The sequence below is a fragment of the Sphingomonas oligophenolica genome, assembly GCF_006438955.1.
Lineage (GTDB): Bacteria > Pseudomonadota > Alphaproteobacteria > Sphingomonadales > Sphingomonadaceae > Sphingomonas > Sphingomonas oligophenolica_A.
Genome location: NZ_RCZK01000002.1, coordinates 129,750 through 153,487 on the forward strand (window position 1 = coordinate 129,750; position 23,738 = coordinate 153,487).

A 23,738-nucleotide genomic window follows, 5' to 3' on the forward strand; every position below is an offset into this window, starting at 1 on the left:
GGGTGCGGGACGGCCGATTGGCCGGTTGGTCGTGGCGAGGTCCTTCTCGTCGGTGATCCGGGCTGCAACCCGGTTCCCCCCGCCCGGCTATGCGCCGGGACGGAAACTCAAGCGGCCGCTGCCGCCACCCGCGCGCGATATCGCACCGCCTCCACCCCAACCCGATCGTTGACCTCGAGGAACGCCGACTGGAGCGGCTCGATCTCGAGGTCGAAGAACGTATCCTTCGCCTCGGTCGGATTACCGAACGCGGAGCCTTGCGCTGGCACGATGCCGAGCAGCTGGGGCGGCACCCGGTGCGCCGCCAGCACGTCGGCCTGGGTCGCGTTCTTGATGCCCAGAAATTCATCCTTCGCCCCCACCTCGGCGATCGGCACGATCTTGATCCCATGTTCCTTGCCGTCGGGGGCGTGGACGAACATGTTGCGGAAATTGCCCGGCCCCTTCGACGCCTTCAGCGCCTCCCGCATCTTGTCGATATCGCCCTCGGCGAACCCGCCCGTCGCATAGAGGATGAAGCCCGCATGGCTGCCGTTGAGGTAATAGCGGCGCCGGAACAACGTCGCCGCTTCGTTGAGCAACGCCGACTGCAACGCGCTGATATATTCGGGCACGCCATAGATTTCCTGGTTGAGATCGGGCTGCAGCACCTGGATCACGCTACCGACCGGAAACTCGGTCTCGACGACATAGCCCGGCACGTAGAAGAACGCCCCCGGCGCCACCCCCCGCCGCGTATATTTCGCCGGCGAATAATCGAGCCGCATCGTGCCCCCCAGCCGGTTCGTGACCCGCGTCAGATACGCATCGCCGAACACCAGGTAATCCTGCACCGCCTTCGCGAACGTCGCGCGCGACAGATACGGCGTCGGCTCGAGCGAGGCGACGAGCAGGTTGCGCTTAAGCAGGATCGCCGAGCTGTGATGCGCCGACACGCGAAACGCCCGCGCCAGACCGTCGCGTGACACCGGCGGTTCGTACCACCGGCCGTTGTGCCAGCATTCCGCCATGTCGAGCAGCTCGCGCCGATCGAGCACCGATTCGGGCTCGCCGAAGGTGAACGCCTCGAGTCCCTGGGCGGCGTCGTCATGCACCCCCATCATTGGCAGCTGCTGCATCAGATGATCTCCATGGTGGCGGTCGGCTTCGCCTTGCCGTCGAGCGGCTCGTTGATGAGGATATGCATGATCGACCAGGCGAGATCGGCGTGGCCGTCATCGCCCCCGCGCCCGGCCTTGAAGGTCACGTTGCGCCCCGACGTGGTCAGCGTCTTCTTGATCGACACGAACGACGACACGACGTCGAGCCAACCGGCATCGAACGCGATCCGCCCGCGCGCGATGGTATGCTGCGCCTTCATGACCATCGCCGCCTTCACCTCGAGCGAATATTCGATCTTGGTAACGCCGCGCAGCCCGCTGTCGGGTTTGGCGAGCAGCTGGTAGACACCGGCGCCGACCCCGGTCGCATCGATGCCGAGGTAGGTGCAATTATACCGTTTGAGCATCGCCTTGATGAACGTCGCCTGCTCCTCGAAATCGAGCCCGCGCAACGGGTGCTTCTCGAGCAGCCGGAACGCCCCGCCCTCGGTCAGCGGGGGTGCCGCGATCGTCAGCGAGGCATTGTCGCCATTCTCGCTGTTCTGCGGATCATAGCCCGCCCAGACGGCGCGATCGCCATAGGGCCGCGCCCCGTCGGGGCGGACGTCGGTCCACTCGACCAGCGTGTCGCACCCGCACGCGACCAGGTCGTTGAACCGGAACGCCGACAGGCTGTCGTCGACGAATTCGCATCCGAACAGGTTGGCGAACTCGTCGGGCGCATATTCGTCGCGCAGCTCGTCGATGTCGAACAGGTCGCACCCCGCCGCCTCGGCGTCCTCGATCGTGACGATGTGCCGCCACACCCGGTCCGGTCCTTGCGCGCCATCCTTAAGCGCGGCGTGGCTGACGTCGATCGACACCCGATCGACCTTCCGGCGTCGCCGGTTGCGCCGCTCGCCGGTCCAATAGGGGTGCGCGGGATGCGCGATCGTCGACGGCGTCGAAAAATAGGTCTTCCGCCACTTCTTGTGCGTCGCCATCCCGCTGGCGACCTTGTTCAACTCCTCGAAGCTATGGACCCAGAAGAACTCGTCGAAATAGAAATTGCCGTGCCGCCCCTGCGCGGTGCGGAAATTGGTGCCGAGGAAATGCAGCTCGGCCGCGGCCTCGTCACTGGGCCGCAATTCCGACGTGATCAGCATCGGATCGCCCTTCAGGTCGACCCCGACCAGCTTGGCGAAACTGACGATGTAGCTGCGAAACTGATGCGCCTGCGCCTTCGACGCCGACAGGAAGATCTGGTTGCGCCCGGTCTCGATCGCGTCGATCAACGCCTCGAACGCGAAATAATAGGTCGCGCCGATCTGGCGCGATTTCAGGATCATCCGCGTCCGGAAACTCAGCGCATCGAGCCACGCCTGCTGATAGCCATAGAGCTGATCGAGGAAGATCGCCTTCAGCCGCTCGGCCGCCTCGGCGCTGAAGTGGTTCTTCTGCGCCTTCTTGCGTTCGCCGGCGTTGCGGTTGGCGACCTTGTCGTTGAGGTCCCCGCCGTGCCCGCCCGGCGCTTCGTATCGCCGCACCTTGGCCAGGCTTTCGACCTGGCGGCGCAGCGCGTCGAGCTCGGTATAATCCGCGCCGGTCTTCCGCTCCTTGGCGATCAGCACCATCAGCCGCGTCTCGAGGCAATCCTCCAGCTTGCGGATCGACGGCGCATCGTCCCACCGATCGCGCCGGCACCAGCTCTTCACCGTGTCGTATTTGAGCGCCAGCTCGTCCGCGATCTGCGCATAGCTCCACCCGCGCCAATACAGGCTGCGCGCGGGCCGACGCCGCTCGCCCTCGGGCAACGTGCGCGGATCCGCCAGCAACGGGGTAGGGGCGGTCGCCATATCGCCGCGACCCTATTCGGCAAAGCTCGGTGCCTTTCAGCAGTAACAGCGGGAGAATCCGGTTCTCATCCCGCAGCGCCCTGGCATTCAAGTGCTTTCACTCACCCCGGGGCTTATGATCCATCTCAAAGATCGGATACGGGGCCAGCGTCCTGACCTTGCGGAATTTCAAAAGACATAGGAAACGTCATCTTTCCGAACCGATCTCCGTTTTTGGTTTTGATGATCGGAACATCTAAATGGAAGCGACGATTGAGTGCATTAAACGTCTCGGTCAGGGACCAATCGATAGCAGACGGAGAAAGACCAAAACTTATACTCCGCAACGCATTCTCATCTATATCAATGTCCGGAGGCGACATCCACAATCGACCACTGATAAAACGAAGAGGATAAACTGACCATCGCATCAGGGTCGAAAGTGTGTCGTCGGAATAAGGATCCGTAAGCGCAAAGTGCGCAAACACCTTGTTACGCCATCCCAAGACAGCAGAGAGTTCTTGTAGGCTTAGAACATAAGTTCTACAATACCTCGAAACGTTCCGACGTTGACGATTTGTCTGATATGAAGGCTTGGAAAACTCGCCATTCTTAACCCCGAGGCACCATGCGAATAGCCGAGAAAAGTTGATAGCAGTCACTCCGAACCAATGATGAAAAACTGGTAGCAAAGAATTAGCTCCATCAGGTAGTCCTAGGCTACCTTCAAGGTCTGCGTACATACCTCCAAGACCCTCGCCCTTAGCGGCTTTTTCAGCAAACTGTATTTGTTTATAAAGATAGTGCATACCATGCCAGAGGCAATAAAGTTGTCGGGCCTCGTTTGGAAAATCAGAGCTCGAAATCTCAACCCCTGAAACAGTATCAGTGAATGAGAACTGTTTTATTTCCGTATCGCTGGGTCGCTGCATTTGCACTCCCAGCCATCCGGCTATCTTGCCAACAACACTCTTTAACAATGTTAATCTCCTGTTGAAGTATTGAGACGGAATATCCTGTTACCGCGGGCAAGGCATGCCCACCATCAATGAACAGCGATTTCGGCTGGTGCATCTGGCCAGACATAGCCCGGTGAGCCGCTCCCGATCGCGGTTTCGAAGCCTTCTAGCTCGACGTAGGCTCGCTTGCTGAACACCCACGCACTTTACCTTGGCCGCTCTTGAGCGACCAGCCGAACTGTCCGCCGTTGAGCGTTAGCGAACATTTGCCGACCCGACGGGCTGAATGTCCGCTACTGGGCAGTTCCGGTCCGGCCGCATTTCCACCTGGTAGCGGCTAGTTAGGTATCGAACGCTGCAACGGTTGCGGATCTGACCGACCAACAAAGAACGGCGAGATCGCGTGCAGAAGCCGGAAAATCCGGTTCTCCACTCCCAACGCCTTGAGAACAGACGCGCCTTCGGTGCCTTTGGCGAATTCATCGCCCGCGCATCAATCCTGAAGGACCGCAACTGCCATGGCCAAGACCCAGTTCTTCCGCTGCTTCGTCGAAGGCGCGACCGCGTCGGATGGCCGCGTGATCGAACGCGACTGGATCGATCAGATCGTCGCGAACTTCAATACGAAGACCTCGCCGGTCCGGATCAACTGCGAACATATCAAGGGGTTCAGCCCCGAACCGCCATTCAACGGCTATGGCGACATCGTCGCGGTCCGCGCCCAGGACGATGACATCACGATCGACGGCAAGCCGGTCAAGCGCCGTGCGCTTTATGCGCAGGCAGAGGCGAACGACCAGCTCATCGCGGTCCGCAAAAAGGGGCAGAAGCCCTATCCCAGCCTCGAACTGACCCCCAATTTCGCCGGCACCGGCAAGGTCGGCATGGTCGGCATGGCGATTACCGACAACCCCGCCAGCTTGGGGGTCGAGGCGCTCAACTTCTCGGCGCTGAAGCCGATGTTCGACGGTCGCAAGGCCGCCCCCGACAATTTCTTCACCGCCGCCGAATCCTTGCCGATCGAGCTTGAGCCGATCGCGTCGGATGGCACCGGGGTCGCTGACGCGATCAAGAACGGCTTCGCCGCGGTCGCCGCGATGTTCTCGACCGGTGAGAAACCCAAAGAAGAAAAGCCGAAGGAGCAGCCCAAGGAGGCCGCCAACGACAATTTCGCCGCCTTCGCGACCGCGATCGGCGACCAGATGGCCAAATCGATCGGCGACGCGCTGAAACCCGTCGTCGACGCGCAGGCGACGCTGCAGAACGACTTCGCAACGCTCAAGTCCACGCTCGAAACCACCGAGGCGCCGGGGGGCTTCTCGCGCCAGCCCGCCACCGGTGGTGACGGCGCGGTCCTGACCGACTGCTGATCGCGCCCAACCGACCCCGCGCCTTTCCTCCCCGGAGATCTACCCCATGCTGCAGAACCGCACCCGCCTCCTCTTCAACGGCTTCGTCGCCCAGGTCGCGCGCCTCAACCATCTCGATGCCAGCGCCACCGTGATGCCCGGCGAACTGAAGGAATTCGCGGTCACCCCGGTGATCGAACAGCGCCTCCAGGCCAAGCTGCAGGTGACGAGCGACTTCATGAACCGGATCAACGTCGTGCCGGTCATCGCGCAGGTCGGCGATCGCGTCGGCGTCGGCGTCAGCCGCACGCTGGCCAGCCGCACCAACACCGCCGCGGGCAACCGCCGCAACCCCACCGCGGTCGCCGCCAGCGACACGATCGACCAGTATTTCTGCAAGAAAACCGATTACGATTACGAATGGCGCTACGCGCTGCTCGATGCCTGGGCGCACCGCCCCGAATTCCAGACGCTCGTCCGCGACGCGGTGATGGTGCAAAAGGCGTCGGACATCATCACCATCGGCTTCAACGGCATCGACGCCGCGGTCGAAACCGACAGCGACGCCTTCCCGCTACTCCAGGACGTCAACTGGGGCTGGCTCTACAAGATGCGTACCTATGCCCCGGCGCGCGTGATGTCCTCGGGCGGCCTCGACAACCTCAAGGTCTATGTCGACGACACTGGCCCGGCCGATTACGTCAACCTCGACGCGCTCGTGTTCGACGTCATCCAGAACCTGCTCCACGAACGCTTCCGCACTGCGACCGACCTCGTCGTCATCGTCGGCAGCGACCTCGTCCACGACAAATATTTCAAGATCATCGGCGAGGCTGGCGACAAGGCCACCGAACAGGTCGCGCGCGACGTCATCCTCTCGAGCCGCCAGCTGGGCGGCAAGCCGACCGTCCAGGTGCCGTTCTTCCCCGCCAATGCGCTGATGGTCACCAGCCTCAAGAACCTCAGCTATTATTGGCAGGTCGGCTCGGCGCGCCGCGCGATCAAGGACGAGCCCGAATACGACCGGATCGCGAACTACGAAAGCATCAACGACGCTTTCATGGTCGAGGAATACGGCAAGGCCGCGCTCGTCGAGAACATCCAGATCGGTCCGAAGGTCTAACGACCTCGCGACCCCAGCCCTGTCCGCCCTCTCGCAACCTGGAACGATCATGAGCCCAGCTCGCCGCCATCGGGAACGCCTCGCCAGTCAGCTGGCCGGGCCGTCACCCGCACCCGCGATCGTATCCGGCCGGGAGGGCGGGCGACCCCCCATTTCCGCGTCCCCCGACCCCGCCTCACCCAACCCAGCCGCGCCGCTGCGTATCGAGGTCATGACCCCCGCGCGCGAACACCGCATGGGGCATGCCATCGCCGCCATGGCGACGACCGGCACCACCACCGATGCCGATGCGCTTGCGGCCGGGGTCGACCCCGTCGCTGCGCAGATCCGCCTGCGGCTCGCCCACGATCTGCGCCGCCTCAAGGACATCCAGTCGATCGAACGCAAGATCGAGGCAAAGCGCGAAATGCTCCCCGCCTACATGCCCTGGGTCTCGGCGCTTCTCGAATCGGCGCAGGAGGCCGGTCAGGCGGTCGCCGATGAAGTGCTGCCCACCATCATGGTCTGGGCGATCGATACCAGCGACTGGTTCGTCGCGCTCAACCTGGCGGGCTACGTGCTTCATTTCGACGTGCCGCTCCCCTCGCGCTATCAGCGCGCCGCCCCGACGTTGATCGTCGAGGAGGTCGCCGACCAGGCTGCGCGGGTCCAGGCCAAGGACGAGGCATTCCCGCTCGAAGTGCTGCAGGCGGTCGACGCGCTGACCGACGAGGCCGACATGCACGACGAGGTCCGCGCCAAGCTGATGAAGACGATCGGCATCGAGCTCGCCCGCGCGGCCGACCAGGCGGAGGGCAGCGAGGCGGTGATCGCGACCGGCGAAATCGCGCTCGCCAAGCTCCGCCGCGCCCAGGAACTCAATCCGCGCGCCGGCGCGAAAGACCGCATCAAGCGCCTCGAAAAGGCGGTCACCGCCGCGCGCACTGCAGGCGACGAGGCAACCGCGCCCGCCGCCTGACCAATCCGTCCCGAGGTTTTGCTTCGGGGCTACCATTCTCGCCCCCGGCGCTCGGGGGCGGATCGCGCGGGACGGGAGACCTTCGGGTCGCAGGGCCGTCGTCCGACCCGATCCTCACCCCCGTAGGCGCTGGCGCGTCCGGGGCGAGCAACAGGACACGGACGATGCTTGGGATGATGCCCGCCGCCTTCCATTTCTCGATCGCGCTGATCCTGCTGGGGCTCGGCATCTACGCGGCGCTCGCGGGCGCGGTCGCGATGGTCGTCGGGGTCGATGCACGCGTATCGATCCGGACCACGCGGATCGTCGGCGCGGCGACGATCGTGATCGGCCTCTCCATCTATCTTGCGGGCAACCTGCTTCTGGTCGCCGCGCTATTCGGTGATCCCGTATGAGCGGGCTGGTCTGTACCCCCTCGATCGTTCCCGGCGCGACCGCCCGCACCCAGGCCGTCATCATCAACGACGGCTGGCTCCCCGACATCGAACCCGACGCGATCGCGCTCGCGGTGCGCATCCCCGCGGGGATCCTCGCTGAACGGATCCGCGCCGCCTGTATCGGCGCGATCCTGACGCTCGCGCCCGATCTCGCGCTGTTCGCCGCGGCCCAGCTGCTCGGCGGCCATGCGAGTCTCGCCGATGTCCCCGCGCTCCAGCTCGACGGCAAAAGCCGCCTCGTGCTGCTCTACGAACGCGCGGTCGGAGCGCTGGCCAAGGCCGAACTGATCGAGCGTCACCGCGATGTCGACCAGGCTGGCGGCGCGCAGCGCGATGCCAGCGCGCTCGACATGTCGCCCGATCAGCTGCGCCGCGATGCCACCCATGCGATCCGCCAGATCCTCGGCCGCTCCGCCACGACCGTGGAACTGATCTGATGGCAAGCGATCAGCTTCGCGCCGATCAGGGCGATACGCTCGACGGGCTGATCTGGCGGATGCGCGCGCTCGGCCCCGCCGATCTCGATGCGGTCCTCGCGCTCAATCCCGGCATCGCCGCACTCGGGCCGATCCTCCCGCTCGGCACCCTCGTTACCGTTCCCGACGCCGCGCCCGCGGTGCGCCGGATCGAAACCGTACAGCTTTGGGATTGATGATGGACAAGCTCCTCCACGAGATCGCGGGCGCGGCGATGACCTTCCTGGTCGGGCTGATGCCCGCCGCCCTGGGGGCCGCGGTCAGCCTCGCCTACGAAACCGGGCTCACTTGGTCGCGCCGCTTCGTCCAGATGTCGGTCGGAATCGTGGTCAGCTATTTCGCGACCAACGCGATCGGCGCGGTCTGGCCGCAACAACCCTTCGTCATCCAGGCGGTCGGCTTCGTCGTCGGCATGATCGCGTTCAAGGCGACCCCTAAATTCATCGACGGCGCGGCCGACAAGGTCGCCGGGCTCCCCGGCGCGATCGTCGACCGGGTTCTCCCCAAAAAGGACCCCCCGCTGACCAAGGATGACGGCTGATGCAGCTCTCCCCCCATTTCTCGCTCGCCGAGATGACTGCGAGCGATACCGCGCACCGCATCGGCGATGCCAACCAGCCCGGCCCCGTCGAGATCGCCGCGCTCAAGACGCTGTGCGAGCGCGTGCTCGAACCCATCCGCGCGCACTTCGGTCAGCCCGTCCATGTCAACAGCGGCTATCGCAGCCCGGGGACCAACGCCGCGGTAGGTTCGGCCGACACCAGCCAGCATCGCCGCGGCGAGGCGGCGGATATCGAGATCGCGGGCGTCAGCAACGCGGTGCTCGCGCGCTGGATCCGCGACCATCTGGTGTTCGACCAGCTGATCCTCGAGGCGCACCACGCGGGCGACCCCAATTCCGGCTGGGTCCATGTCTCGTTTCGCCAGGGCCGCGCGCGCAAGTCGGTGCTCACCATGACGCTGGGCAGCCATGGCGCGCGTTACGCCGCCGGCATCAACCCGTGAAAGGACCGACGCCCCCGAAAGGATCGACCCAATGAAGCTGCTCCTCTCCGGACTGTTCGCCAGGCTGCGCGGCGAGGCCGCGTTCATCGTCCTCCTCGTCGTCGCCGCGGTCGGTGCCTGGCTCTACGTCCAATATCGCCAGGTCGCGAACGATCGCGACGACATCCGCCACCGCGCAGAGCTGATCTGTGCCGGGGTCGGCCAGGATTTCGCCGCGTCGACGTCGACCGGCACCGCCAGCAACGGCCAGCTGGTGACGATCGACCATGGCCGCGGCGCGCTGTGCCAGCGTCGCGTCCTCGATCTCGCCGATTTCAAGGCGAACACCGACGAACGCACTGCGGCGACCCTCGCCCAGGCGCTCGCCGATCACGATGCCCGCCAGAACACCGACAACCAGGCCGCGCGCGCCGCGGCCGAGGCGGCCAGCTCGGCCGCCCAACGTATGGAGAGTGCCGATGCCGATGCCGATGCCAAGAACCAGGTCGATCGCGACTGGTTTGCTGCTGTCAACGGCGTTGCTGGCCTGCGCCCGCCCCGGCCTTGAGGTCCCGGTCGACAAGCAAGTACCCGTCGCGGTCGTGGTCAAGGACAGGCCCCCCGCCGAGCTGACCCGCTGCGCCGAACGCCCCGAGGGGCTGCCCGAGGATCCCGCGCTGATCGCGCAGATCCCCAACAAGGTGCGCGCCGGCATCATCCGCCTCGCCAAGGCGTTCGGCGCCAACGCCGCCCAGCTCGATCGCCTCATCGACTGGAACGCGCCCGGCACCTGCGCCGACAATGCGACGCCGTCGGGTAAATGATCAAACCCGACGGCCTCGCCCGCCTGCTGCTCGCCAGCGTTCCAGCGCTGGCGACCGATCCGACCCGGCTCCAGCTCTTCGTCGACAAGGGCAATATCGCCGCGCGCCGCGGCGCAACGCTCGGCTATGAAGAGCGCTACACCCTCTCGATCGTCGTCCAGGAATTCGCAGGCGACGTCGACACGCTGTTCGTGCCGATTCTCGCCTGGGTCGCCGAACAACAACCCGATTTGCTCGACAGGGGCCAGCCCTTCACCTTTTCGGCCGAGGTCCTCGACGACGATCGCTGCGATATCGAGATCGCGATCGAACTCAGCGAGCTCGTCCTGGTCGCGGCGAAGCCGGGCGGCGGGTTCACCACCACCCGCGTCGACCAGCGCCAGGTCGGCATCGACGAATTCCCCGGCGTCTGCGGCGCGTCGCTGTGGCAGCTGTTCCTGCGCGACGAGCTGGTCGCGCAGACCACCGATCCCGACGCGCTCGCGATCCTGGCGGCCTGACCATGGCGGGCGACCTCGAACAGATCGAGGAACTCGCGGGCAATCTGCTTCGCAGCATCGCGCCCGCCGAACGCCGCCGCCTGCTCCGCACGATCGCGCGCGATATCCAGAAGAGTCAGTCCACCCGGATCGGCCAGCAGAAGTCCCCCGAGGGCAATAGCTACGCGCCGCGCCGCGATGCGGATGGCGGGCGCCAGCAAAAGCCGGGCGGCTACGCGGTGAAATTCCTCTATCCCAAGGGCGCGGCCGAACCGCGCGCAGTCTTTATGAAGAGCTGGATCCGACAAGGTCCGCTGATGACCGGCTACGACATCGATGCCGGCGGGATCCGCAGCTTCTTCTGGGATCAGGTCGCCAAATGGCTTCCCGTCGACGCCGCCGATCGCAACAAGGCGGGGGGCAAGCTGCGACGTCGCGGCACGATCCGTGCACGCGCGATGTTCCGCAAGCTCCGCAATCCGCGCAACCTGCGCAGCCAGGCGGGCGACCGCGAAGCCTGGATCGGCTTCACCGGTCGCGCCGCCGAAATCGCGACCGTCCACCAGGATGGCGGCACCGATCGCCCCGCCAAGAACGCCAAACCGGTCCGCTACGCCCAGCGCGGCCTGCTGGGTCTGACCCTAGCCGAACGGAGCCGGATGCTCGATACCCTCTACATGTATTTGGACCACGCCAGCTAAGACCTCACGCGAACCTCTGCATTGAATATAGTTGCGTCGGCGCGTCCTACTGAACATGCTATTCGCTCTGCCACCACGAAGCGAGATTGATCGATGAAATTTGGAACAGATCAAAAGGGCCAGCCTTATATCGAATGGAACAGGGGTAAGCCCGGAACCAATGGCTGGGCGCGCGCATGGGTTTCTCGCCGCGAAGGTGAAAAGGACTGGGCTGATACCGGAAGATACGTCAATGCAACCCGTATCGAGGGGCCGGGCGGCGGTCCATCGGGCACGGGCCCAGACTTTCCCATTGATAGCCCATTGTCAGATCGCGACATACTGCGGGCCTTTGTCGTGAGCATCAGTGCGATCACCGGTCACTCACCCGACGAGGAAAGCTAATCTAAATGGCTGAGCGGGCCCGCATTGCCGCTGCGTTCTGCCGGGCTTGACGTATGATATCCTCTATATCGGCCGGCGCCTTAATTCCATTAGGGGGCATACCAATCTTCCAGCAAATCTCGAAGGCAAGCTCGTGTGCTTCGTGAGCTTGCTTCGTTTTGTAGATCATTTCAGGGGGGATACCGTCGATTTCTGCCCGATCGCACCGCACGATCAAGACGCGATCCGTTGAGAGAAAATTGCGGCGTGATACTATAGCTTGTCTCTCGATCTCGGTCCACGGTCGTTCCGAATATGAGCGAGACGCAAACACGACCACGTATCGCGCTTTATCCTTAAATATGCGCTCGAAATATCTTCGGCCGTCGCGACCCCACATGTCGCTTTCGAAAAATCGATCGTAAAAGACGGAAACTCCCCGCAATTTTAGCGACTGCGCAACTTCCTCGACATAGGGGCGATAGTCGCCGCCGAAAGATAGCGCGACGTCGTGGCCACTCAACAACCGAACCCACCAGCTGTCCGCGCGCGCCGCGGGCGTGCGATCGTCATACGGAGATCGATCGATCTCGAGCAGTTGACGATTATATCGCGGCTCCCCCTTGTCAGCAAGATGGAAGAATAGGGGGAAATCAAAACTCGATTCTAGCAAAAAGCGTATGTCGCTGTAAGGTTCTCGAGCTGCTTGCGAGATTTCATCGATCCCCTTATCGTTAATGATATATTTTCGCACACCGAAAGAGTCATAAGCTAGCGCTTGACCATCACGCACGACTCTTCTCAGGTCACAGGCAATTTCGTGTCTGAATGATGATTCTGCGAACACTCTAGTAATTAACTCGTCGGAGCAAGACCGCTCTTCGAAGGCGTATTGGAGAAGTTTGGCGAGAAGAACTCTATAGGCCAAGTCGACATCCTCCAAAAAGATATTAGACAGCAAGAATGTCAATCATATCTAGTGTGGGCCTATGCAGCCTATCCTCGCTCGAAAATTTGATCGCCAGCGCGGACTGGCTAACCCCGTGTCATTGTCACAGTGGCCCCGGCATCGGTTTCGACTGTCACGAAGATCGCACATCGCCGGGTGCCTATCGGCTGGAGCAGTATTTCCTCACCCGCCATCGCCCCGACACACCCTACAAACATCCCCGTTAGCCCCGGCACGTCAATCGCCAGCGCGTCGGCGTCGCCGGTCGATCCCGGCCCGCGAAACGCACTCTCAGGAGTGACGAGAACGACCCCACCTCCAACCGTATCAACATTACGCGCCATGACCGAGACCGTAAAATCTGCCGAGCAGGCGATCCGCACCTCCGTCTCCTGATCAGGCATGCTGAAATATCCTCGCGAAATCTGCGTCACGCTCATAATGATCCCTACCTTTGCGTGACAGCATTGCGCGGCTTTTGCCAAGACACAACAATTGAAGTGATCGGTAACTCAGCCTAGGGAGAGCGACAGGCTCGGCTGCGTGCAAGCGGAAAACCGCATTCTCCATCCCCTCACGCTAGCGCCCTGCCCCATCCCCCGTCGACATGGGCCGCGTGTCCGCCCTCACCGCCAGCTTTCCGACCATCGACCTGTCGCGGCTCGCCGCGCCGGTGCTCGTCGATCGGCTGTCGTACCAGCAATGCTTCGACGCGCTGCTCGCCGATTTCCGCGTGCGCGCGCCCGACTTCGACGCGCTCCTCCCATCCGACCCGGCGATCAAGGCGCTTGAGGTCGCGGCCTATCGCGAGACCTTGCTCCGCGCCGCGATCGACGATGCCGGTCAGGCCACAATGCTCGCCTTTGCGCGCGGAGCGAACCTCGACCAGCTCGGCGCGTTCTACGGTCTCCATCGGCTGATCGTCGCGCCCGCGACCGACACAGATGCCGCCATCCTCGAAAGCGACGACGAGCTCCGCGCCCGCCTTCAAGCCGCGCCCGAATTGCTGGCCGGGCCGGGGCTCACCGGGGGCGGCTACCGCGTCGCGGTGCTCACCCTCGCCCCCGAGCTAAAGGATGTCGCGGTCATCAAGCGTGGCGGCGGTCGGGTCGATCTCGTCCTGCTCGCGCGCGCCGGTGATGGGATCGTCGACGCCGCGACGGTCGACCGCGTCCGCACCGCCTTCGCGGGTGACGACGCCGCCCAGCTGACCGACATCGTCACCGTGCGCGCCGCCGACATCCTCCTCTATACGCCGACGGTCACCGTCCAGATCCGCTCGGGACCCGATCCCGTCCTGATCCGCGACGCCGCCGAGGCGAGCATTCGCAGCTACGCCGCCGCGCGCCATCACATCGGGCTGCCCGTCTATGCGCAGATGATCGCGTCGGCCGCGTCGATCGGCGGGGTCGAGCGCGCGATCGTCGACATCGGCGACGTCGTGCCCACCGAGACCCAGGCGGCCTACCTCACTACCTGCACCGTCATCGTCCAGGTGCTCGGGCAACTGGTCGGATGACCACACTCCTCCCCCACGCCACCCCGCTCGAGGGCGCGCTCGAGGCGAGCATCGCCGCGCGCCTCGCGCTGCCCTTCGCGCGCGTCACCACCACCTGGAGCCCCACGACGTGTCCCGCCGACCAACTGGGTTTCCTCGCCTGGCAATTGTCGATCGACCTGTGGGACGATGCCTGGCCCGAGGTGAAGAAGCGTGCCGTCTGCGCACAGGCGATCGATCTCCACCGTTCGAAGACCACCCTCGCCGGGATCAGGCGCCACGTCGCGCTGGTCGACAGCGAGGTCCGCGCCGCGATCCGCCCGCCCGCGCGCGGCTTCTGGAAATCCGCGATCACCGACGCGGCGCGCGCCGCCCAGCTCGCCGCGCTGCCGCAGATCCGGCTCTATCCCTTCGCCCACGACGCCATCGCGTATCGGCGCTGGTTCCCCGCCGCCGCCGCCGCGCGCCGGTCGTTCCACGGCCATGCCTGGCTCCGCGCCACGCGCGGCCCCTCGCTCACCGGGACCCGCGCCACCTTCTGGCAGTCCAAACCGCAACTGGGCGGCGTCGAGATCCCGATCGCGCTCGATCAGGACGGCGATGCGATCCGCGCGCTCATCCCCGCGACCCGTCCGGGGCGCAGCTGGTACGGCCATGGCTTCAATCATGGCGACCTCGCCGCCTCGCGCGGTGCCGACGACGTACTCGCCTTCCGCGCCAGCTCCAGCGCTGCGTCCTTCGCGGTCTCGCGCGGCACCGCCCCCGTCGACGTGGCACCGACCCGGATCTTCGCGGGTCGCATCGCGCCACGTCATCGCAGCTTCCTGGGGCGCCCGCTCCGCTTCCTCCAGCGCTCGGCCGCGCCGCTTCTGGTCTATGACCGCATCTCGATCGCCGATCCGTCGGTCGACATCGCGCGGCGCCGGGTGCGCACCTGGCACGGCCATGGCCGGTTCGGCATCGGCGCCTACACCGCCGAGCTCAGCATCGCGGTGCCGATGCACCGCCCGCGCCTCGCCTTCGACCGCTGGCACGGCCGCGGCTTCCTGAAGCGCGCCGACTTCAGCGCGCTCGCGCGCACGATCGAGGCGGTCCGCGTTGCCAAGGCCGCGCGCGACACGATCCGGATCGATACCGCCAGCCATGCCGGCGCCGCCTTCGCCCCCGGCCTGACCTTCGGCGACGACTTCACCTTCGGGACACGAATGAGGAAATTCTGATGGAAAAGCGCGTGATCTTCCAGGAGGACATGGACGCCGCCCCCGGCGACTTCAACGATCTCCAGAGCTACGCCCAGGGCGGGATCGACCATATCGTCGCCGACGCGATCACCGGCGATCGCCGCTATGCCGGGTTCGATGCCGCCGCGACCGGGGTGACGACGCTCACCGTCCAGCCCGGCCGCCTCTATTCGGCCGGCGTGGTCTACGCCGCCGACCAGGTCTATATCCGTGACTTCACGACCAGCCTGCCCGTCGCGACGCGCAAGATCGTCAGCCTCGCGGTCTTCGGCGATGAGGTCGACACCGACCAGACCACGCGTGAATTCCTGCTCAATGAGGAAACTGGCGCGTCCGAACCGCGCCAGGTCGCGATGACCCGCGCGCGCGTCGCAAACGTCAACACCGTCGTCGGCCAGGAAAGCGCCGATCCGATCGCGCCGATCGTCCCCACCGGCGCGCTCGTCGTCGCGACGATCCTGCTCACCCCGGCCGGGATCGCCTCGGTCGACATGGTCGCCGCCACCGCGCTCGATTCGATCGAGGGCGTCGCCAACCGCGTCGCGACCGTCGAGGACTTCCGCGACAAAGCGTTGCCCCAGATCGCGTCGCTCGGCTCCGACATCGCCGCGCTCACCGCGGGCCAGTCGCGCCTCGTCAGCAAGGAAAATTACGGCCGCTCGCTCGGCCGCCTCGCGGTGCTCGAGGCCAAGCAGGGCATCCCCGCCGCAGCGGTCGACAGCACCGCCGATTTCTTCCTCGATGCGCGCGGCTCCGATCTGGTCTATCCGGGCAGCAACGTCAGCGTCGCCGAAGGCATCCGCTTCGCGCCCGAGGCGGTCGGAATCGCGCCGCTCGGCATCTTCAATCCGCTCAACCCCGCCGCGAAGATCGCGGGCGGGATGCTGTTCCCGGCGTACACCCGCAAGCTGCGCCAGAGCGTCGGCCCGTCGACCGGAGAGGTCCAGGCCTCGCAGTTCACCTATGGCGTCCAACAGGTCGTACAGCGCACGATCAGCCGCGTCAGCATCACCTATGGCCGCAGCGCGACCGTCTGCACCAATTCGGCCTGGTGGCAGAGCGGCGCCTATGATCCGCTCTCGGGCATTTTCCGAGTCGCGGGTGAGACGTGGACTGTCGACCCCTCCGATCGCGACAAGGCGCTCGGCCATTACATGATCCGAACCCAGCAGTTCTGGGAAGACACGTACGAAGAACCCTATTGGGACGTCGTCACCGTCAACAGCCAGGTCAACGGCACCCAGATCGCCGAGACCTTCCTGCAGGCGAACGACATGTGGCTCGACGCGGTCGGCCTCACCTTCACCCGCCTCGCCGCCGATGGCCAGGTGACGCTCGCGATCTGCGAAACCGATCGCGGCCTGCCGCTGCTCGACAAGGTGCTGTCGAAGACGACCGTCGAACGGCAAACGCTCGGCATCGGCAAGAACGTCATCCCGCTGCAGCCGGTGTTCCTGACCGGGGGCAAACGCTACGCGATCGTCGTCATCACCGCGGCCGATCACTGGGTCGGCACCGTTCCCGGTACCGCCTTCCCGTCGGGCACCTTCTTCTACGTGCTCGACGGCGCCTATCAGCAGGGCGACGCGACCCGCGATCTCGCGTTCGACCTCTATGCCGCCGAATTCGCGACCGCGCGCGCGGTGATCGATCTCAACCCGCTCACCCTCAATGGCGGCATCTCGACGATCAACATCATCGCCCCCGCGATCATCCCCGGTTCGACCCAACTCACCTTCGAGATCCAGGTCGCCGGCATCTGGTATCCGCTCGCCAAGACCGAAGACCTCGTGCTCGGCGCGGGCGGGGTCATCCCGCCGTTGCTCCCGTTCCGCGCGGTATTCACCGGCTCGCCCGACATGATGCCCGGCATCATGCTGACGGGCAGCCAGGTCACCGTCTCGCGCAGCCGCACCGCGCTCGCCTGGTTCTCGACCCCTCGCATCCTGCCCGGCGCGGGCTCCGCCTCGATCCGCGTCATCGCCCGGCTCGAGGATTTCGAGACCGCGCATCACACCGCTGCGATCACGTTGCTCACCGGCGTCGCCTACGCGACCGAGACCGCCGCGTCCTCGATCGTCGACGCGGTCGGCGAAGACGGCGTGATCGAGCGCACCTGGATCTTCAACCTCGGCGCCGCGGTGACGCAATATCGGATGAAGGCCACCGCCACCACCGACAGCGCGCTCGACGTGTTCCACTTCGCCTGGCGCAAAGACTACGCCCTCTAAGGAGCCCCTGAACATGGCAAGCAAGAAGAAGCCCGCGAGCGGCTATCATCGCGTCGATCTGGCGCGGGCTTGGGACGACCCGCTCTTTCCCGATTTCCGCTACAAGCCCAGTCACGACATCCGCGTCGACGATGCCACGCTCGCACGGATGCGCGCCGAACCCGGTCTGGTGACCAGTGCCGTTGCCGACGCCTAGCGCCGCGCTCCCGCGCGAACTCGACTTTGCCGTCGATCGCGCCGCGACCCCGGCGCGGATGAACCGCGCGATGCTCTATATCGTCGCGTGGCTGCGCCGCGTCGAATCGGTCCAGCCCGACTTCCTGTTCGCGATCGAACAGCTGAAGGGGATCGGGCTCGATCGGCTCAACGAGGTGCTCACCCCGATCTTCCTCGATGCGGAGGCGATCGCCACCCAGCTCGCCACGATCCAGGCGGCATGGCTCGCGGGTGACCCGCTCGAACAGCTGCTCGCCCAGCTCGATACGCAGGTGACCGCGCGCCTCGCCGACATCGACGCGTCGGTCGCCCACCAACTCGCCGCGCAAAATATTGCGGTGGCCGCGCAGCTTGCCGCGGCCGCGGCCACGATTGCGGCTGTCCCGACCCGCGCCGAACGTGCCTTCATCACCGGGAGCTTTTGATGACCCAGCTTGCGATCGCCCCCGTTCACGCGGTGTTGGCCACCAACACCGTCGCGCCGTTGCTCACTGTGCCTGCGGGCGAAGAGAACGCCGTCTCGGTCCGCGTCACGAACTACACCGCCGTCGCGTCCACCGTCAGCCTCTGGCTCGTTCCCGTCGGCGAGGTCCTCGCGGACAAGCATCGTCGCCTCGCCGACTGGCCGCTCAAGGCGAAGGAGAGCAAGGATGCCGAGGTCGCGCTCCCCCTGCCACCGGGCGCGCGTCTCTACGTCGCCGCGGGTGCCGTGACGACGATCGCGGCTTCGATCGTCGGCACCCGCAACATCCTATGACGCTGCTCCGGCGACCCTTACTCGGCCGTGCCGAACGCGTCGCGCGCGTTGCCAGCCTGAATACGAGCGGTCTGCCGGTCCTCGTTCAGTTCTACACCGCCACAGGCGACATCCTCGTGCCCGACAGCTACGACGTCGCGAGGGTCAGCGCCTGGAGCGCCGGTCATCCGGCGGTCGATGGCGGTGACGGCAATATATATGGTGGCGGTGGTGGCGGCTTCGCCTCGTCGATTATCGCGGTGGCCGCGGGCGAGACGCTTACCGGCACGATCGCGACGGGCGTGTCGCAGCAAGGCGCGACGGTCGCGCGCGCGGGCACCACGCTGCTCAAGGCAGCCGGTGCAGCCTATACGTCTGGCGGCGGGATCAACAATGCGTCGATCGGCACGATCACGCGCAAAGGCGGCAACGGAACGATAAACACCGGCTATTACGTCGTGTCCGGTGGCGGCGCGGCCGGGCGATCGGGCGACGGCGGTAACGCCACGAGCAACACCACACCGGGAATCGCGGGAACCGGCGCGGCCTTTGTCAGAACCTCCGACGGCGCGGCCGCCTCGGCAGGTGCTGGCGGCTATCAGGCCCCGGGCGGCTCCTATGGCGGTGGTGGCGGCGGCTCGCCCGGCGGACAGCTTTATGCCGGTGGTGCCGGTCTGATCGTGATCGAATGGGGGGTGAGCGATATCAATGACTGACCAGATGTTTTCGAAGGGCGGCGCGATGCCGACCCAGCTTCCTGCCTTCGACCGACGATTGTCGGATGGCTGGCTGCTGACCCCGCTTGACGGGCATCCCGACGCGATCGCGGCCTGCGGCTGGTCTGAAGCCCCCGAACCGCCCGCGATCGATGACGCGACCGAGCAGCTCGGCTGGGACGGCGCGGCCTGGACGATCGAGCCACTGTCCGCCGAGGAGATCACCGCCCGCGCCGAGACGCGGCGCGTCGCTGCCCGTGCCGCCGTCGACGCCCGCGCCGAACAGGCATTTTTCGCAGGGTTCGCTCCCGCGAACCCCGCCTTCGCGGGGCAGCGGCTCCAGGTGCGCGGCGTAGAGGATCGCACCAACTGGCTGACCAGCCAGGCCAGCTACGCCGCCGCGGTCGACAAGGGTTATGGCGACGTCGTCGACGCCAGCTTCCGCACCGCCGCCAACACCACCGTCACCGTCAGCTATGCCGACGGGCTCGACACCCTGCTCGGCATGGCCGCCTGGGGCCGCGCCATCCTTGCGCGCAGTTGGGCGATCAAAGACGCGATCGCCGTCGACGAGCCATATGATCTCGATACCGGCTGGCCGGCCTAAGCGGATGCGGAGAGAGATATCATGAGCGGCTTCACCCGCGCGCTGCTCGAACCGACCGGCCAGACCCGCGAGGGCCGCGCGATCTACCGCGTCGCCGAATCCTTCGCGTTCGAGATCGGCTACAAAGGATCTGGCCTCGCCATCACCGTCCCCGCCGGGTTCGAAACTGACGGCCCGTCGGTACCCTGGTGGGCACTCAAGCTGATCGACGTCGGCGCGATGATCCGCAGCGCGGCTGTCCATGACCGCCTCCGCGAGGACCTGCGCTTCTCGAAGCTCGAAGGCGATGCGATCTTCCTCACCGCCATGGCGGCCGAGGACGTGACGCCGTGGCAGCGTGAGCTGGTGTTCGAGGCGGTGCGGCTGAACGAAACCCGGGCACGAGCAACTTAATTACGTGGTTCGCCTTCTTCGCTGGGCGTTATCTCCATCTTGATGAGCGGGGGTTGATCAATAGCAGCGATGAGCGCTTCGAAGCTTTCCCCGCTCCGCTCCGCGTACTCCGCGAGCTGACTGAGGACCTGCTCTTCAAGGGAGGGATCGCAAGCCGCGATCCAAATACGAAATGTGCGGACAAGTCGGTCAAGCAGGATTTCATGATCGAACGACTGCAACGATATTCCATGAAGTGGCGAGCGCAGCCACTCATCTGATGGCGGCTTTACAATCCACGATCTCGTGGACGCGCTTGAACCAGCCGACATGGAGAAACCGAAGTATGGATATTCGGGAGGGTTAGGCCAAAAAAACCAGTTCAAAACTCCGAATATCGGCGTTTGCTTTTTCGAAATACCGTGCTGCGGAAGCATCTCCGGGATATGGTCCATGCAATTCCGAACGAGCGTTGTGACTTTTGTGTCATTCAAGAATGCTTGCGTGGCTGGGCCAGGTGGTGAGCTCGATATTCGCCGGGCGATCTCGCGCGCGAGGTGAATCTGATCAACGATGTTCCAAGCAGCTCCCCAAAGATCCGCTCGCTGGAGCGGCGTTATCCCCTCAGTCTCCATGCCAATTGTCAGCAACCCGTGCTGAAGGCGTCGCCAGTCGCAGGTAACGATATCGGCGCACAATATAATCGCATCCATCGCGATACGACTTTCTGGCGCTAAGCCAGCCGGTATTCGCCTATGAAAGCTCCCCTCCGCAATGACAGGATCCCCCCAGTCATCGGTAATCATTCACGGCACTCCGGCGTGGGGTAGGCGTGAAGCGTATAAGGCGGAAAACCGCATTCTCCACCCCCAGGCCCGCGCATCGCGCGAAGCCGAACGGCATGGTTGGCCGTCATGGGTGACCAACCGGATACGCAGCGCCAGATCGGCGACCTAGTGCGCCTCGCGACCGTCGCATCGGTCGATCATGGCGCCGCGACCTGTCGTGTCCGGGTCGGCGACATCCTCACCGGCGATCTCCCTTGGCTCACCCTGCGCGCAGGCGCGACGCGTCACTGGTCGCCGCCCTCGGTCGGCGAACAGGTCGTCCTGCTCTGCCCCGAATCCGACACCGCCGCCGGCATCGTCCTTCCCGGCATCTATTCCGACGCCAACGCCGCGCCTTCCGCCGACGAACACGCCACCGTCGTCACCTATGCCGATGGCGCGGTCCTCACCTATGACGCCAGCGCCCATGCGTTGACCGCGACGCTGCCAGCGGGCGGCACCGCGACGATCGAGGCATCGGGCGGCATCACGCTGCGCGCCGACGTGACGATCGAGGGCAGGCTCACCGTGCGCGACGACGTCACTGGCAGCGGCGTCAGCCTGAAGAACCACGTCCACGATCACGTCCAGGCGGGCGGCGCGGTCAGCGGAAAGCCGGTCGCATGATCGGCCCCCGCTCATGATCGGCATGTCGGCCGTTACGGGAAAACCGCTGTCGGGCGACGCGCATCTCGCGCAGTCGCTCACCGACCTGTTCGCCACCCGCATCGGCTCGCGCGTCTGTCGCCGCGACTATGGCTCGCTCCTCCCCGATCTGATCGACCAGGCGATGAACGCCGCGGGGCGGCTCCGCCTGTTCGCCGCCACCGCGATCGCGATCGCACGCTGGGAACCCCGGATCGAACTGACCCAGGTCGGGCTCGAATCGGGCGATGCGGTCGGGTCCTATCATCTCACCATCACCGGGCGCCGTACCGATCGCCCCGCCAGCCTGACCGGCGCGACCACCGCGCTCACCACCCTCGCCATCCCCTTGCGCTTCTCCGCTCCCTGAAAGGACGATCATGGTCGACCAATATCATCACGGCATCAGCCTCGTCGAAGTCTCCGACGGCGCCCGCAGCCTTGCCATCGTCGCGACTGCGGTGATCGGCCTGGTCGTCACCGGCCCTGCGGCCGACGCCGCCGCCTTCCCGCTCGATCGCCCCGTCCTGATCACCGACATCGCCACCGCGATCGGCAAGGCGGGGGTGACCGGCACGATGAAGCGTGCCCTCACCGCCATCGCCGATCAGGTGAAGACCCCGATCGTTCTCGTCCGCGTCGCTCCCGGTGCCGACGAGGCCGAAACCAGCGCCGCCGTGATCGGCACCACCACCGATGGCATCAAAAGCGGCCTCCAGGCGCTGCTGGCCGCCGAGGCGCAGGTCGGCATCCGCCCCCGCATCCTCGGTTGCCCCGGCCTCGATACCGAAGAGGTTACCGCCGCGCTGATCGTCGTCGCGCAGAAGCTCCGCGCGATGGCCTACGCCAGCGCGATCGGCACCGACGTCGCCACCGCGATCGCCTATCGCGGCGGGTTCGCCGCGCGCGAACTCATGCTGCTCCACCCCGACTTCGTGTCGTTCGACGTCGATGCCGCCGCCAATGTCACCAGCTTCGCCGTCGCCCGCGCGCTCGGCCTGCGCGCGCGCATCGACCAGGAACAGGGCTTCGCCAAGACGCTCTCCAACGTCACCGTCCAGGGCGTCACCGGCCTCACTCGCGATATCCAGTTCGATATTCAGGATGCCGGGACCGAGGCGGGGCTGCTCAACGCCGCCGACATCACCGCACTGATCCGATCGGGGGGCGGCTTCCGCTTCTGGGGCTCGCGCACCTGCAGCGAGGATCCGCTGTTCGCGTTCGAAAGCGCGACCCGCACCGCCCAGGTCCTCGCCGACACCATCGCCAACGGCCTGATGTGGGCGATCGACAAGCCGCTCCGCCCCAGCCTGGTCAAGGACATCGTCGAAACGATCAACGCCGAATTTCGCATCCTCCGCTCGGCCGGCGCGATCCTCGGCGGTCATGCCTGGTTCGACGCCGATCGCAACCCCGCCACCGCGCTGCAAGGCGGCAAGGTCGTGATCGATTACGATTACACCCCGGTCCCTCCGCTCGAACAGCTCGGGCTGACCCAGCGGATCACCGACACCTATCTCGCCGATTTCGCCGCGCTGGTCGCCCAGGCCTGACCCAACCCGACCTAGCCCGACCCGACCTTTTCGATCCCGCCTAACCAGGAGCACCGACCATGGCTTTCCGCCGCGCCCTCAAGGACATGATGGTCCGCAATTCTGGCCTCGCCTATGTCGGCGAAGCGCTGGCCGTGACGCCGCCCAAGCTCGCCCGCAAGTTCGAAGGCGCGCGCCCCGCCGGGCTCGACCGCGAGGTCGATATCGACATGGGCGGCGAGAAGCTCGAGATGGAGGCGACCTACGCCGCCCCGATGCGCGACATCCTGCGCCAATACGGGATGACCGAGGCCGCGGGCGTCCAGCTCAACTATGTCGGCACCTATGTGAACGACGAGACCGGCGCGATGGATACCGTCGAGATCACCGTCCGCGGCCGTCACCAGGAGATCGATTTCGGCGAGAGCAAGCCCGGCGAAATGGGCGAGTTCAAGGTCAAGTCGAGCCTCGTCTATTACAAGCTCGAAATGAACGGCGTGACCGAGATCGAGATCGACGTCCTCAACATGACCGAGATTGTCGGCGGGGTCGATCGCCTCGCCGCTCGCCGCGCCGCGATCGGGATCTGATCCCGGCCATC

At 65.3% G+C, this 23,738-nt stretch carries 31 protein-coding genes; 26 read left to right on the forward strand and 5 right to left on the reverse strand.

The window, feature by feature from the left end; translation table 11 throughout:
- Positions 1-107 precede the first annotated feature (107 nt).
- From EAH84_RS03305 to EAH84_RS03315, 3 genes are all read right to left on the reverse strand, one after another.
- Positions 108-1,118: a phage portal protein gene (locus EAH84_RS03305; protein WP_140867649.1), complete on the reverse strand. Its 1,011-nt coding sequence runs from the start codon at positions 1,116-1,118 to the stop codon at positions 108-110.
- Positions 1,118-2,935: a terminase large subunit domain-containing protein gene (locus EAH84_RS03310; RefSeq protein WP_140867652.1), complete on the reverse strand. Its 1,818-nt coding sequence runs from the start codon at positions 2,933-2,935 to the stop codon at positions 1,118-1,120. The genes EAH84_RS03305 and EAH84_RS03310 overlap by 1 nt, the downstream gene beginning before the upstream one ends.
- A gap of 125 nt (positions 2,936-3,060) precedes the next feature.
- Positions 3,061-3,846, reverse strand: a complete 786-nt coding sequence (locus EAH84_RS03315; RefSeq protein WP_140867655.1) for a hypothetical protein — start codon at positions 3,844-3,846, stop codon at positions 3,061-3,063.
- 545 nt (positions 3,847-4,391) lie between these two features.
- On the opposite strand from EAH84_RS03315, the gene EAH84_RS03320 reads away from it, so the two are divergent.
- The 13 genes from EAH84_RS03320 (at position 4,392) to EAH84_RS03380 (ending at position 11,588) form a co-directional block, all read left to right on the forward strand.
- Positions 4,392-5,243 carry a GPO family capsid scaffolding protein gene (locus tag EAH84_RS03320; protein WP_140867658.1) on the forward strand — a complete coding sequence of 284 codons (852 nt, stop codon included), beginning with the start codon at positions 4,392-4,394 and terminating at the stop codon, positions 5,241-5,243.
- 46 nt (positions 5,244-5,289) lie between these two features.
- Complete coding sequence (locus EAH84_RS03325; protein ID WP_338326026.1) at positions 5,290-6,345, forward strand: phage major capsid protein, P2 family; 1,056 nt, start codon at positions 5,290-5,292, stop codon at positions 6,343-6,345.
- 211 nt (positions 6,346-6,556) lie between these two features.
- Positions 6,557-7,303 carry a phage terminase small subunit gene (gpM, locus tag EAH84_RS03330; protein ID WP_241656438.1) on the forward strand — a complete coding sequence of 249 codons (747 nt, stop codon included), beginning with the start codon at positions 6,557-6,559 and terminating at the stop codon, positions 7,301-7,303.
- Between the two features lie 164 nt (positions 7,304-7,467).
- The gene (locus tag EAH84_RS03335; RefSeq protein ID WP_140867663.1) at positions 7,468-7,698 is read left to right on the forward strand and encodes a hypothetical protein; all 231 of its coding nucleotides are present in this window, start codon (positions 7,468-7,470) and stop codon (positions 7,696-7,698) included.
- Positions 7,695-8,177, forward strand: coding sequence for a head completion/stabilization protein (locus EAH84_RS03340; protein WP_140867666.1), 483 nt, complete (start codon positions 7,695-7,697; stop codon positions 8,175-8,177). The genes EAH84_RS03335 and EAH84_RS03340 overlap by 4 nt, the downstream gene beginning before the upstream one ends.
- Positions 8,177-8,392: a tail protein X gene (locus EAH84_RS03345; RefSeq protein WP_140867669.1), complete on the forward strand. Its 216-nt coding sequence runs from the start codon at positions 8,177-8,179 to the stop codon at positions 8,390-8,392. The genes EAH84_RS03340 and EAH84_RS03345 overlap by 1 nt, the downstream gene beginning before the upstream one ends.
- Positions 8,393-8,394: 2 nt before the next feature.
- A complete protein-coding gene (locus tag EAH84_RS03350) occupies positions 8,395-8,757 on the forward strand; it encodes a hypothetical protein (protein ID WP_140867672.1) in 363 nt (120 codons plus the stop codon).
- A complete protein-coding gene (locus EAH84_RS03355) occupies positions 8,757-9,221 on the forward strand; it encodes a D-Ala-D-Ala carboxypeptidase family metallohydrolase (RefSeq protein WP_140867675.1) in 465 nt (154 codons plus the stop codon). Before EAH84_RS03350 ends, EAH84_RS03355 begins: the two co-directional genes overlap by 1 nt.
- A 31-nt stretch (positions 9,222-9,252) precedes the next feature.
- Positions 9,253-9,768 (forward strand): hypothetical protein, encoded by a 516-nt coding sequence (locus EAH84_RS03360; protein WP_140867677.1) that lies wholly within the window; start codon positions 9,253-9,255, stop codon positions 9,766-9,768.
- A 34-nt stretch (positions 9,769-9,802) separates the two neighbouring features.
- On the forward strand, positions 9,803-10,024 hold the full coding sequence (locus EAH84_RS03365; protein WP_241656439.1) for a hypothetical protein: 222 nt from the start codon (positions 9,803-9,805) through the stop codon (positions 10,022-10,024).
- The gene (locus tag EAH84_RS03370; protein ID WP_140867682.1) at positions 10,021-10,524 is read left to right on the forward strand and encodes a phage tail protein; all 504 of its coding nucleotides are present in this window, start codon (positions 10,021-10,023) and stop codon (positions 10,522-10,524) included. Before EAH84_RS03365 ends, EAH84_RS03370 begins: the two co-directional genes overlap by 4 nt.
- Positions 10,525-10,526: 2 nt before the next feature.
- Positions 10,527-11,204 carry a phage virion morphogenesis protein gene (locus EAH84_RS03375; protein ID WP_140867685.1) on the forward strand — a complete coding sequence of 226 codons (678 nt, stop codon included), beginning with the start codon at positions 10,527-10,529 and terminating at the stop codon, positions 11,202-11,204.
- Positions 11,205-11,297: 93 nt separating this feature from the next.
- The gene (locus EAH84_RS03380; RefSeq protein WP_140867688.1) at positions 11,298-11,588 is read left to right on the forward strand and encodes a hypothetical protein; all 291 of its coding nucleotides are present in this window, start codon (positions 11,298-11,300) and stop codon (positions 11,586-11,588) included.
- A gap of 1 nt (position 11,589) precedes the next feature.
- Here EAH84_RS03380 and EAH84_RS03385 read toward each other — a convergent pair whose 3' ends face one another.
- Positions 11,590-12,537 (reverse strand): TIR domain-containing protein, encoded by a 948-nt coding sequence (locus EAH84_RS03385; protein WP_140867691.1) that lies wholly within the window; start codon positions 12,535-12,537, stop codon positions 11,590-11,592.
- Between the two features lie 595 nt (positions 12,538-13,132).
- Between EAH84_RS03385 and EAH84_RS03390 the strand changes: the two genes are divergently transcribed.
- From EAH84_RS03390 to EAH84_RS03430, 9 genes are read left to right on the forward strand one after another with little or no spacing between them, the layout of a single operon-like run.
- Entirely contained in the window at positions 13,133-14,035 is a 903-nt protein-coding gene (locus EAH84_RS03390; RefSeq protein ID WP_161978324.1) for a baseplate assembly protein, read from the forward strand.
- A complete protein-coding gene (locus EAH84_RS03395; protein ID WP_140867697.1) occupies positions 14,032-15,234 on the forward strand; it encodes a phage tail protein I in 1,203 nt (400 codons plus the stop codon). Before EAH84_RS03390 ends, EAH84_RS03395 begins: the two co-directional genes overlap by 4 nt.
- Complete coding sequence (locus tag EAH84_RS03400) at positions 15,234-17,486, forward strand: hypothetical protein (RefSeq protein ID WP_140867700.1); 2,253 nt, start codon at positions 15,234-15,236, stop codon at positions 17,484-17,486. The genes EAH84_RS03395 and EAH84_RS03400 overlap by 1 nt, the downstream gene beginning before the upstream one ends.
- Before the next feature lie 13 nt (positions 17,487-17,499).
- The gene (locus tag EAH84_RS03405) at positions 17,500-17,682 is read left to right on the forward strand and encodes a hypothetical protein (protein ID WP_140867703.1); all 183 of its coding nucleotides are present in this window, start codon (positions 17,500-17,502) and stop codon (positions 17,680-17,682) included.
- A complete protein-coding gene (locus tag EAH84_RS03410) occupies positions 17,669-18,127 on the forward strand; it encodes a hypothetical protein (protein WP_140867706.1) in 459 nt (152 codons plus the stop codon). The genes EAH84_RS03405 and EAH84_RS03410 overlap by 14 nt, the downstream gene beginning before the upstream one ends.
- On the forward strand, positions 18,127-18,459 hold the full coding sequence (locus tag EAH84_RS03415; RefSeq protein ID WP_140867709.1) for a hypothetical protein: 333 nt from the start codon (positions 18,127-18,129) through the stop codon (positions 18,457-18,459). The genes EAH84_RS03410 and EAH84_RS03415 overlap by 1 nt, the downstream gene beginning before the upstream one ends.
- Positions 18,456-19,154, forward strand: a complete 699-nt coding sequence (locus tag EAH84_RS03420) for a hypothetical protein (protein ID WP_140867712.1) — start codon at positions 18,456-18,458, stop codon at positions 19,152-19,154. Before EAH84_RS03415 ends, EAH84_RS03420 begins: the two co-directional genes overlap by 4 nt.
- Complete coding sequence (locus EAH84_RS03425) at positions 19,147-19,761, forward strand: hypothetical protein (RefSeq protein ID WP_140867715.1); 615 nt, start codon at positions 19,147-19,149, stop codon at positions 19,759-19,761. Before EAH84_RS03420 ends, EAH84_RS03425 begins: the two co-directional genes overlap by 8 nt.
- Before the next feature lie 21 nt (positions 19,762-19,782).
- Positions 19,783-20,154 (forward strand): DUF1353 domain-containing protein, encoded by a 372-nt coding sequence (locus tag EAH84_RS03430; protein WP_140867718.1) that lies wholly within the window; start codon positions 19,783-19,785, stop codon positions 20,152-20,154.
- Here EAH84_RS03430 and EAH84_RS03435 read toward each other — a convergent pair.
- Positions 20,151-20,939, reverse strand: a complete 789-nt coding sequence (locus EAH84_RS03435; RefSeq protein WP_140867721.1) for a hypothetical protein — start codon at positions 20,937-20,939, stop codon at positions 20,151-20,153. The genes EAH84_RS03430 and EAH84_RS03435 overlap by 4 nt on opposite strands.
- Before the next feature lie 108 nt (positions 20,940-21,047).
- On the opposite strand from EAH84_RS03435, the gene EAH84_RS03440 reads away from it, so the two are divergent.
- From EAH84_RS03440 to EAH84_RS03455, 4 genes are read left to right on the forward strand one after another with little or no spacing between them, the layout of a single operon-like run.
- Complete coding sequence (locus EAH84_RS03440) at positions 21,048-21,587, forward strand: phage baseplate assembly protein V (RefSeq protein WP_140867724.1); 540 nt, start codon at positions 21,048-21,050, stop codon at positions 21,585-21,587.
- 13 nt (positions 21,588-21,600) lie between these two features.
- Entirely contained in the window at positions 21,601-21,975 is a 375-nt protein-coding gene (locus EAH84_RS03445; RefSeq protein ID WP_140867727.1) for a GPW/gp25 family protein, read from the forward strand.
- 10 nt (positions 21,976-21,985) lie between these two features.
- The gene (locus EAH84_RS03450; RefSeq protein ID WP_140867730.1) at positions 21,986-23,158 is read left to right on the forward strand and encodes a phage tail sheath subtilisin-like domain-containing protein; all 1,173 of its coding nucleotides are present in this window, start codon (positions 21,986-21,988) and stop codon (positions 23,156-23,158) included.
- A 59-nt stretch (positions 23,159-23,217) separates the two neighbouring features.
- Entirely contained in the window at positions 23,218-23,727 is a 510-nt protein-coding gene (locus EAH84_RS03455; RefSeq protein ID WP_140867733.1) for a phage major tail tube protein, read from the forward strand.
- Positions 23,728-23,738 lie beyond the last annotated feature (11 nt).

Excerpts from the sequence above, each read along its gene's own strand:
- EAH84_RS03305 (WP_140867649.1), bottom strand. The coding sequence starts at position 1,118 with ATGCAGCAGCTGCCAATGATGGGGGTGCATGACGACGCCGCCCAGGGA.
- EAH84_RS03310 (WP_140867652.1), bottom strand. The coding sequence starts at position 2,935 with ATGGCGACCGCCCCTACCCCGTTGCTGGCGGATCCGCGCACGTTGCCC.
- EAH84_RS03315 (WP_140867655.1), bottom strand. The coding sequence starts at position 3,846 with ATGCAGCGACCCAGCGATACGGAAATAAAACAGTTCTCATTCACTGAT.
- EAH84_RS03320 (WP_140867658.1), top strand. The coding sequence starts at position 4,392 with ATGGCCAAGACCCAGTTCTTCCGCTGCTTCGTCGAAGGCGCGACCGCG.
- EAH84_RS03325 (WP_338326026.1), top strand. The coding sequence starts at position 5,290 with ATGCTGCAGAACCGCACCCGCCTCCTCTTCAACGGCTTCGTCGCCCAG.
- gpM (WP_241656438.1), top strand. The coding sequence starts at position 6,557 with ATGACCCCCGCGCGCGAACACCGCATGGGGCATGCCATCGCCGCCATG.
- EAH84_RS03335 (WP_140867663.1), top strand. The coding sequence starts at position 7,468 with ATGCTTGGGATGATGCCCGCCGCCTTCCATTTCTCGATCGCGCTGATC.
- EAH84_RS03340 (WP_140867666.1), top strand. The coding sequence starts at position 7,695 with ATGAGCGGGCTGGTCTGTACCCCCTCGATCGTTCCCGGCGCGACCGCC.
- EAH84_RS03345 (WP_140867669.1), top strand. The coding sequence starts at position 8,177 with ATGGCAAGCGATCAGCTTCGCGCCGATCAGGGCGATACGCTCGACGGG.
- EAH84_RS03350 (WP_140867672.1), top strand. The coding sequence starts at position 8,395 with ATGGACAAGCTCCTCCACGAGATCGCGGGCGCGGCGATGACCTTCCTG.
- EAH84_RS03355 (WP_140867675.1), top strand. The coding sequence starts at position 8,757 with ATGCAGCTCTCCCCCCATTTCTCGCTCGCCGAGATGACTGCGAGCGAT.
- EAH84_RS03360 (WP_140867677.1), top strand. The coding sequence starts at position 9,253 with ATGAAGCTGCTCCTCTCCGGACTGTTCGCCAGGCTGCGCGGCGAGGCC.
- EAH84_RS03370 (WP_140867682.1), top strand. The coding sequence starts at position 10,021 with ATGATCAAACCCGACGGCCTCGCCCGCCTGCTGCTCGCCAGCGTTCCA.
- EAH84_RS03375 (WP_140867685.1), top strand. The coding sequence starts at position 10,527 with ATGGCGGGCGACCTCGAACAGATCGAGGAACTCGCGGGCAATCTGCTT.
- EAH84_RS03380 (WP_140867688.1), top strand. The coding sequence starts at position 11,298 with ATGAAATTTGGAACAGATCAAAAGGGCCAGCCTTATATCGAATGGAAC.
- EAH84_RS03395 (WP_140867697.1), top strand. The coding sequence starts at position 14,032 with ATGACCACACTCCTCCCCCACGCCACCCCGCTCGAGGGCGCGCTCGAG.
- EAH84_RS03400 (WP_140867700.1), top strand. The coding sequence starts at position 15,234 with ATGGAAAAGCGCGTGATCTTCCAGGAGGACATGGACGCCGCCCCCGGC.
- EAH84_RS03405 (WP_140867703.1), top strand. The coding sequence starts at position 17,500 with ATGGCAAGCAAGAAGAAGCCCGCGAGCGGCTATCATCGCGTCGATCTG.
- EAH84_RS03415 (WP_140867709.1), top strand. The coding sequence starts at position 18,127 with ATGACCCAGCTTGCGATCGCCCCCGTTCACGCGGTGTTGGCCACCAAC.
- EAH84_RS03420 (WP_140867712.1), top strand. The coding sequence starts at position 18,456 with ATGACGCTGCTCCGGCGACCCTTACTCGGCCGTGCCGAACGCGTCGCG.
- EAH84_RS03425 (WP_140867715.1), top strand. The coding sequence starts at position 19,147 with ATGACTGACCAGATGTTTTCGAAGGGCGGCGCGATGCCGACCCAGCTT.
- EAH84_RS03430 (WP_140867718.1), top strand. The coding sequence starts at position 19,783 with ATGAGCGGCTTCACCCGCGCGCTGCTCGAACCGACCGGCCAGACCCGC.
- EAH84_RS03435 (WP_140867721.1), bottom strand. The coding sequence starts at position 20,939 with ATGATTACCGATGACTGGGGGGATCCTGTCATTGCGGAGGGGAGCTTT.
- EAH84_RS03440 (WP_140867724.1), top strand. The coding sequence starts at position 21,048 with ATGGGTGACCAACCGGATACGCAGCGCCAGATCGGCGACCTAGTGCGC.
- EAH84_RS03445 (WP_140867727.1), top strand. The coding sequence starts at position 21,601 with ATGATCGGCATGTCGGCCGTTACGGGAAAACCGCTGTCGGGCGACGCG.
- EAH84_RS03450 (WP_140867730.1), top strand. The coding sequence starts at position 21,986 with ATGGTCGACCAATATCATCACGGCATCAGCCTCGTCGAAGTCTCCGAC.
- EAH84_RS03455 (WP_140867733.1), top strand. The coding sequence starts at position 23,218 with ATGGCTTTCCGCCGCGCCCTCAAGGACATGATGGTCCGCAATTCTGGC.